The organism is Holdemania sp., assembly GCF_986127675.1.
In genome coordinates this window covers 1-7175 of record NZ_CFQZWI010000124.1, presented here as the reverse complement: position 1 = coordinate 7175, position 7175 = coordinate 1, and the positions used below count along the sequence as shown (strand labels likewise).

Here is a 7175-nt window from a genome sequence, read left to right as displayed (position 1 = left end):
GAGGGACTCAGCGATGAAAATCATTCACCTGCATCTATTTGAACAAGCCTCGGACCTGTTGTTTCGCTGGCAGCTGTATTTGGAAAAGGATGAAAGCTTCTGGCTTTCCGATCAGCTGACTCTCCATCGCATCGTGAGCCAGGATCAAGAAATTGCCTTCGAAGCAGGTCCCTCAGAACCGATGCTATTCCGCTCGGCTGCCCGCAAGATTACGCCGCAGATCGTTCAGGCAGGGGAAATCGAGATCGAATATCAAGGACAGCCGGCTGGATGGGGGAACGTCAACCGCTCCGATCTGCTGGCCCTCAACACTTATTCCGTTTACTATCCGCAGCCGAAGACCTTATCCCTCATTCCGTTTCCACTGACATATCAAGGCCGGCCAGGCCAGGTTATGCTGGAGGGACAATGGGATGAAGCTCAGAAGGCTTGGTTTTCTTCAGGGCTGGCCGGGGATCCCGGCAATGTCGTGATCTATAAGCCGGAAAGCAAACTGACGCAGGAAAATGCCGCAGTACAGTTTATCTATTTCAATCCGGATGAAACGGAAATCATTTCCCGCATGGTCGCGGAAGTTGAACAAATTCTGATGGAATATCAGACAGCCTATGGCGCGCGGAAGCTGCCGCAGCGAAAAATGATATCTTTGGATATTCCTGACTATCAAAATGCCGGCGCTTTCCAGCGTGGGGAGTGGACGTTTTACACGCGGATTCTACCGGAAGAATGTTCTCAAATCCAGGAACATGCCGATCGGATGATTGGCTTGATGGCGCATGAACTGGGTCATCTCTGGTTTAACGGAGCTGACGTTTCTTCCTGGGAGGACTGGCTGAATGAAACCGGGGCGGAATGGGCTTGCCTGCGTTACTTGATGAAACACGGCCCGACCTGGCTGCTAAAGCAAAAATTGAACACGCTCGTTTCCACTTATGCACCGCTGCGGCCGATCCGCACGGCGGAAGGAAAGAACGATGCAAAAAGCATCCATCAAAAAGGAACGGCTTTGTTTTTAAAGCTGGCGTTTGATCAAGGAATGACGGTCGTCGATCAAATTCTTTCCTTGTTAGCGAACCTGACGGTTAAGTCCACGGCAGCTCTGCTGGAAGCAATCCGCCGGGAACTTTCCCCGGAGCTGGCCGCGGAGATCGAAAAATTTTTGGATCAGGCTGATTTTGGACTGCACGGGGAGGATCTAATCTTAAAGAAATGGATTGAAGCCGTAAGTCAGGCATCCGCGGAATAGAACGGAAATATCAAAGTAAGAAAGAAAAGTTGATTAGGATACTAAAAGAGGAGCATACACTCCTCTTTGTTGTCTATGTCAGAATCTGGGGCAGAAGACAATTTCGTCCATGCTTTCTCCAAGATCTTTAGAACACCCTGATCGGAGAAAGTTAGATTGATTTCCCCGCGACATAATCGGTCTGCGCGGCTTCCAGGACACTGCCGATCCCCTGAGCGTCGCCGATTTTGACGGATTTGCCCACATTCAGTATCCATTCCGCTGTTAGGCAGCCATCCGTGCCGCCGATGATCCCAATGGTTTTGCCTGTCGGTTTACCCGCAGCGCTTTCTTGACGTTTGTGACCAGTGGTTTGTCAAAGCCCGGAATCCGCAGAACTTCTGGCAGAACACCGGTGACGGCGATGACGACGTCTGGATTCAGATGCGCGACTTCCTCGCAGATGATCCTGTCACAGGCGCTCTATTCGACGCAGGCTTCCTTGATCAGCTCCCACCGGGTTGATAATTTTCCGGCGATCGCGGAGTGGTCGATGCGCTATCGGCGTCAGCTTCAGGAATACATCCAGCGCCATGATCCCGACTTAAGTGAAAGCGAAGCCCGAACTCGGGCGAACGTCGTTCATTGTCTGCTCAACAGCTACGCGATGCGTCATGCCGATCGGCTGCAGCGCTTCACCTATGATGCCAAACCATTCCGTGCCATTCTTTATTCCTTATTAAAATTGGAGGATCACGATGCCAAAGACCCGCTGTCGCCCGCCATTTGATCTGTTTTTCAAGTCCTTGGGAAATTCTGTTAGAATTTCCTTTTTTCTTGTGTTTTCCGGTTGAAATGTAAAATTGAATATGGTAATCTAAACATGCTTGTGTGAAAGCACAGCTAGAGGCGCGGAGATTAAGAGTACGCTGATGGAGGCCGAAAGCCTGAGAAGTCAGCCGGAAAGGATGATCCGCCGAAGTCGCTTTGTCATAAAAGCGGCTGGGGACCTATCGAACAGGTAGGTCACTGTCTTTGTAAAGATGCCATTTTACAAAGGAGCACTATCTTAAGGCATATAGGGATGAATGATGATTTCCATTGATCTTTACATGTTTTAGGATGTAAAGATTTTTTTGTTGAGGAGGAAATTGTATGCGCAAGAAAACTGCCACATCATTCAAAATGCCCCATACCTATGTCATTATCTTCGGCATGGTCCTGTTGACCGCGCTGTTGGCGAACATTGTGCCGGCCGGGGAATTCACCCGTGTCCTGGATGAAGCCAGCGGCAAGATGGTCGTCGTCGCCGATTCGTTCCATTACCTGCCGAAAACGGGCTGCAGTCTGTTTGAAATTTTCACTTCGATTCAGTTAGGCTTCATTGACGGTGCTCAGATTATTTTCTTCATCGTCTTTGCTTACGCCTTTGTTTATATGTTATTGAAAAACGGAACGTTCGACGCGGTCGTCGGCGCTGTTTTGCGGAAGATCGGCAACCGCGTACACCTGTTGATTCCGATCTGCATGATCGCCTTCGGAATCCTCGGCTCGACCATCGGTCTGTTTGAGGAAACCTACGGTCTGCTTCCGATCTTCATTTCGATCGCGATCGCGCTGGGCTTTGACGCCATCGTCGGCGGTTCAATCGTGTATATCGCAGTCGCGGTCGGCTTTGCGGCGGCGACGATCAATCCGTTTACGATCGGCATCGCTCAGGAAGTGTCTCAGGTTCCGCTGTTTTCCGGTCTGGGTTATCGGATCTTCTGCTTTGTTATTTTCATGGGCATCTCAATCATTTATGTCTGGCGTTATGCGGAGAAGGTCAGAAAGCATCCGGAAAAATCAATTCTGGCCGGTGAAAACCTGAATTTCCGCGAAGTCGGTACCAAGGAAGAGTTGATGAAGCGTGATTTTACGCTGACGCAGAAAATTTCCGGGCTGTGCTTCATTTTCACCGTGGTCATGCTTTTGATCGGCACGATCAAGCTGGGCTGGTATATCAATGAAATCGCGGCGCTGTTCATCATCATGATGCTTGTGATCGGTCTGGTGTCCCGGTTTACGCCGAGTCAGATCGCGCAGTATTTCATCGAAGCGGCGAAGGATATGATGTTCGGTGCATTGATTGTCGGACTGAGCCGGGCGATTCCGGTCATCATGGACAACGCGCACATCATCGACACGATTGTGTACTGGCTGTCGACCGGATTGGCGCAGTTTCAGGGCATCGCAAGCGCAATGGGCATGTTGTTTGTGCAGAATATCATTAACTTCTTCATTCCGTCCGGCGGCGGACAGGCGGTCGTCACGATGCCGATTTTAGCGCCGGTTTCTGAAATGGTCGGCTTGAGCCGGCAAATCGCGGTTCTGGCTTTCCAGTTCGGCGACGGGTTCTCCAATATTTTCTGGCCGACCTCCGTCTTTATGATGTGCGGAATTATGGGCCTGCCGGTCAACAAGTGGTATAAGTTTGTGACGCCGTTGTTCGGTTTGTTGTTCATCGCGGAAATTGTGCTCTTGACGATTGCCGTGCTGATCGGATACTAGACGGGAGGAAATCACGATGGAAAAGAACTTGGCGACGCTGCGCGAGGCGCTGTTTGCGCGGGAAGCGGAAATGGCTGAACAGTTTGAAAGGGTCCGCGATGAAATCTACGCCCATCCCGAACTGGGGTGTGATGAAGTCTGGTCGTCGCAGTATTTGTGTGAAAAAATGCGCGGCTATGGCTTCACGGTCACGCAGCCTTACGGCGGTCTGGCAACGGCGTTTCGCGCCGAGCTGAACTGCGGCGATGGTCCGAAAATTGCTTTCCTGGCGGAATATGACGCGCTGCCGGGCTATGGCCCTGAGCATAACCAGAACGCCCATGCCTGCGGTCATAACTGGATCGCAGCTTCAACGCTGGGCGCAGCCGCCTTGCTGGCGCAGTTCAGCGAGGAATTCAGCGGTACAATCGTTTTGATCGGCACACCGGCGGAAGAAACGCTGGGCGGCAAGTGCGACCTGGTTGACGCGGGCTGCTTTGACGATATTGACGCGGCATTTCAGATGCATTTAGGCGCGGAAAACAACATTCATGTCGTGTCGCTGGCGATGGATTCCCTGCAGTTTGACTTCACCGGGAAAGCGGCGCACGCTGCGGCGTATCCGCATTTAGGCATCAATGCTCTGGATGCCGTCCAGCTCACGTTTGCCGGGATCAACGCCCTGCGCCAGCACATGCAGAGCGACGCAAGGGTGCATGGGATTGTAACCAACGGCGGAGCGGCGGCCAACATCGTGCCGGAAAGCGCGTCCTGTCAGTTCTATATCCGGGCGAAATCCCGCGCTTATCTGGAAGAATTAACACAGCGGATCATCAACTGCGCCAAGGGCGCGGCGCTGATGACGGGTGCGTCGTTAGCTTATCATAACTTTGAGAACTCGTATGACGATCTGGTTTACAGCGAGCCGTTACGGAAGCTGTTGAAGGAAAATCTGGAAGCGCTGGGCGTGACTCATTTTGTGCCGCAGTCCAACGAAGCCTCCGGCTCGACCGATATCGGTAATGTCTCGCATGTTTGTCCGACGGTGTATTGCGAAATTGAAACCGACGCTTGTCCGCCGGTGTATGCGCACAACGAAGATTTTCTGGACTATGTTCATGGTCATGCCGCCGATCATTCGCTGCACACAGCGATTAAAGCGATGGCCTTCAGCGCGCTGCAGGTTTTTCTGAACCCGGAGCTGTTAAAAGGCGGACTGTAAAGCGTTCCCAACGCTCAGCAATCAGCGGGATTCAGAAATTTCCAAAACAAACGACGAAATAAAACCAAGAGCCGCGGGAAGCGGCTTTTTTAACAGACTCTTTGAAACGGCTGGAAACTTTGGCATTCTGTCTGAAAAAGCAAGCGAAGCCTTATCCGAGTGCGGGCGGGGCTTGTGTTTGCCGTGAGAGATGTTTATAATCGGATTGAAGTCATCGGACTTGAAGGAGGAATTGAACAATGCAGAGAATCGTAACTATTCAGGATATTTCCTGCGTCGGCAAATGTTCGCTGACCGTGGCGCTGCCGATCATTTCGGCGATGGGCGTGGAAACAGCGATCATCCCAACGGCGGTGTTGTCGACCCATACAATGTTTCAGAACTATACATTTCATGACTTGACCGACGAAATCGCGCCGATCGCACGGCATTGGCAGCAGGAACAGATTGATTTTGCGGCGATCTATACAGGATATTTAGGATCGAAAAGACAAGTTCAGCTGATTTCCGATTTCTTTGATCAATTCAAATCTGAGGATAATTTTATCTTTGTGGATCCGGTCATGGCGGATAACGGCAAGCTTTATCCACTGTTTGACCTGGACTTTGCCGCCCAGATGGCCAAGTTGTGCGCCAAGGCGGATATCATCGTGCCGAATCTGACGGAAGCGTGCTTTCTGACGGGGACGGAATACCGGGAACACTACGATGAGCAGTACATCGAAGCGCTGCTGGATAAGCTGGCCGCTTTGGGAACAAAACGCGCGGTCGTGCTGACCGGCGTGGCTTTAGAACCCGGCAAGACCGGCGTCGCCGGCCGGGATCTTGTAAGCGGGAAGAAAATCCGCTATGTGCATGACCGGATCCCTGTCAGCTACCATGGAACCGGGGATATTTTCTCAAGCACGACTGTCGGCGCTCTGGCACTGGGAAAAAGCTTGCAGGAAGCGCTGGAGATTGCGGCCGACTACACCGTCGCCTGTATCCGCGAAACGATGGAACACGACGCTGAAAAGAAATACGGCGTGAATTTTGAACGCGTGCTGCCGCAGCTGATCCGCCGTCTCGGTTTATAAAAATAGAAGAGGCGAACAAAATTTAAAGCTTTTGCATCTATGGGAATCCTTCTCAGTATTTTGACGTCCTGCATACCACAAGAGATTCCTGCATCATAGAGGGCATTGACAATATATCGCCAGCGTGCTCAACGACAATCCAGTTAAGAAATAATCACCTGTTCTGATAATTCCTGGTGGGATAAAAACTATAAAACAGAAGAAAAATGATTGAAAACAAGCGGACAGATTGGTAAAATTACATTGACTGGAAATAGCCGTTGTGCTATTATTATCACGTTGTATGCCCCTCTGATGGCTGCAACCGCTCATAACAGGGTTTTAAGACGGGAAATCGTCCCCTGCGCTGGCGAGTCTCTTTCAGAAATACATGAGAATATGAACGGAGGTGCAAGTCATGTACGCAGTAATTGAAACAGGCGGAAAGCAGCTGCGCGTTGAAGTCGGCCAGTCGATCTATGTAGAAAAGCTGGACGTTCAGCCGGGTGAAGAAGTCGTCTTCAACACCGTTGTGCTCTATGCCAACAGAACAACAAAAATCGGTACGCCGTATGTCAAGGGTGCTAAGGTCACCTGCAAAGTTGAGAAGCAGGGCAAGGAAAAGAAGGTCACGATCTTCAAGTACAAAGCCAAGGACGGTTCTTCTCACCGCAAGCAGGGCCACAGACAGCCGTATACAAAGCTGACCGTTGAAGCCATCGAAGCTTAAGTCTCATGATTCGGATCAAGCTGACTGAACGTCAGGGAAAGGCGGAAACCTTACTGGCGGAGGGTCATGCGGGCTACGCTGAAATGGGACAAGATCTTGTCTGCGCCGGCGTCAGCTGCATTACGATCGGAACCAATAATGCTTTGGATGAATTAGCGCCCGGAACGTTTCAATCTGAAACCCGGGAGGGATATCTGAAAATCCGGATTCTGAATCTGGACGATCCGACAGCCCAGCTGGTTCTCCGAACAGCCTGGATACAGCTGCAAACCATTGCAGAGAGTTATCCAGAATTTATAAAACTCAAAAAACAGGAGGTGTAAGCCATGAAGTTAGTATTGAACATTCAGTTGTTCGCTTCCAAAAAGGGTGTCGGTTCTACAAAGAAAGATCGGAAGAGCACACGTCTGAACT

Annotated in this window: 7 protein-coding genes, 1 riboswitch and 1 other annotated feature; all 7 genes read left to right on the top strand. The window is 50.9% G+C overall.

Features of this window, described 5'->3' with window-relative positions:
* On the top strand, positions 1–1246 hold a 1246-nt coding region (locus AC5OW4_RS13575), incomplete at its 5' end, for a M1 family aminopeptidase (protein ID WP_493677090.1).
* 403 nt (positions 1247–1649) lie between these two features.
* Positions 1650–2015, top strand: coding sequence for a RusA family crossover junction endodeoxyribonuclease (locus AC5OW4_RS13570; RefSeq protein WP_493677089.1), 366 nt, complete (start codon positions 1650–1652; stop codon positions 2013–2015).
* A 106-nt stretch (positions 2016–2121) separates the two neighbouring features.
* A riboswitch (Lysine riboswitch) is annotated at positions 2122–2300 on the top strand.
* A gap of 80 nt (positions 2301–2380) precedes the next feature.
* Entirely contained in the window at positions 2381–3775 is a 1395-nt protein-coding gene (locus AC5OW4_RS13565; RefSeq protein WP_195397122.1) for a YfcC family protein, read from the top strand.
* Between the two features lie 16 nt (positions 3776–3791).
* Entirely contained in the window at positions 3792–4976 is a 1185-nt protein-coding gene (locus AC5OW4_RS13560) for a M20 family metallopeptidase (RefSeq protein WP_493677088.1), read from the top strand.
* A gap of 239 nt (positions 4977–5215) precedes the next feature.
* Entirely contained in the window at positions 5216–6052 is an 837-nt protein-coding gene (locus AC5OW4_RS13555) for a pyridoxamine kinase (RefSeq protein WP_493677087.1), read from the top strand.
* 292 nt (positions 6053–6344) lie between these two features.
* Positions 6345–6419 (top strand) — a sequence feature (ribosomal protein L21 leader region).
* Positions 6420–6449: 30 nt separating this feature from the next.
* Positions 6450–6761 carry a 50S ribosomal protein L21 gene (gene rplU, locus AC5OW4_RS13550; protein WP_006060525.1) on the top strand — a complete coding sequence of 104 codons (312 nt, stop codon included), beginning with the start codon at positions 6450–6452 and terminating at the stop codon, positions 6759–6761.
* Positions 6762–6766: 5 nt separating this feature from the next.
* Positions 6767–7084 carry a ribosomal-processing cysteine protease Prp gene (locus AC5OW4_RS13545; RefSeq protein WP_006060526.1) on the top strand — a complete coding sequence of 106 codons (318 nt, stop codon included), beginning with the start codon at positions 6767–6769 and terminating at the stop codon, positions 7082–7084.
* Positions 7085–7175: the final 91 nt, after the last annotated feature.

Excerpts from the sequence above, each read along its gene's own strand:
- AC5OW4_RS13570 (WP_493677089.1), top strand. The coding sequence starts at position 1,650 with ATGACGACGTCTGGATTCAGATGCGCGACTTCCTCGCAGATGATCCTG.
- AC5OW4_RS13555 (WP_493677087.1), top strand. The coding sequence starts at position 5,216 with ATGCAGAGAATCGTAACTATTCAGGATATTTCCTGCGTCGGCAAATGT.
- rplU (WP_006060525.1), top strand. The coding sequence starts at position 6,450 with ATGTACGCAGTAATTGAAACAGGCGGAAAGCAGCTGCGCGTTGAAGTC.
- AC5OW4_RS13545 (WP_006060526.1), top strand. The coding sequence starts at position 6,767 with ATGATTCGGATCAAGCTGACTGAACGTCAGGGAAAGGCGGAAACCTTA.
- AC5OW4_RS13565 (WP_195397122.1), top strand. The coding sequence starts at position 2,381 with ATGCGCAAGAAAACTGCCACATCATTCAAAATGCCCCATACCTATGTC.
- AC5OW4_RS13560 (WP_493677088.1), top strand. The coding sequence starts at position 3,792 with ATGGAAAAGAACTTGGCGACGCTGCGCGAGGCGCTGTTTGCGCGGGAA.